This window comes from Pseudomonas sp. EA_65y_Pfl1_P113 (assembly GCF_963970525.1).
Classification (GTDB): domain Bacteria; phylum Pseudomonadota; class Gammaproteobacteria; order Pseudomonadales; family Pseudomonadaceae; genus Aquipseudomonas; species Aquipseudomonas tritici.
In genome coordinates this window covers 1-472 of sequence record NZ_CAXAQM010000486.1, presented here as the reverse complement: position 1 = coordinate 472, position 472 = coordinate 1, and the positions used below count along the sequence as shown (strand labels likewise).

At 64.4% G+C, this 472-nt stretch carries 2 protein-coding genes; both read right to left on the bottom strand.

Going from position 1 to position 472, the window contains the following annotated elements; all coding sequences use genetic code 11:
• The coding region (locus tag AACY52_RS30705; RefSeq protein WP_339561446.1) for a TrbG/VirB9 family P-type conjugative transfer protein at positions 1-362 on the bottom strand (362 nt) is incomplete at its 3' end.
• The coding region (locus AACY52_RS32505; protein WP_370468081.1) for a VirB8/TrbF family protein at positions 359-472 on the bottom strand (114 nt) is incomplete at its 5' end. The genes AACY52_RS30705 and AACY52_RS32505, both read right to left, overlap by 4 nt.

Genomic DNA, 472 nt, shown 5'->3' with positions numbered 1-472 from the left:
ATCGGTCCCCGGCGTGCGGTCAGTTCGAAGGCGTAGTTGCGCAGCTCGCCCCCACGATTGGTCGTGACGATGAGGTTGGTCGGTCCCGCCCGCTCGCGGGGCTTCAGGAACAGGATGTGACCGGCAACCGCCACTTCCCATGAGACGGTGTCGCCGAGCGCAACATGTTCGATCGTCTCATCCGCGCCGAGCACCACCTGGGTCGCCGTCCGAAATGTGCCGACGATCCGGTAGACCTGCGTCTCCTGATATTCCACGAACTTCACGCGCGGATCCGCCGGCCCACCGCGCGGGGTGTCCTCCGCAAAGGCGGGTGTCGCTATGATGGCGAGAAGACTCGCTATGGAGAGAAAGCGCTTCACCGCACCACCTCGGGGTCCGCGCGGTAATTCTCGACCTGGAATCCCAACGGGTTGCGATAGCGGTCGCCCTCCGCCATCGGTGCATTCGTGTACCGGAAGGTGACGGTAGC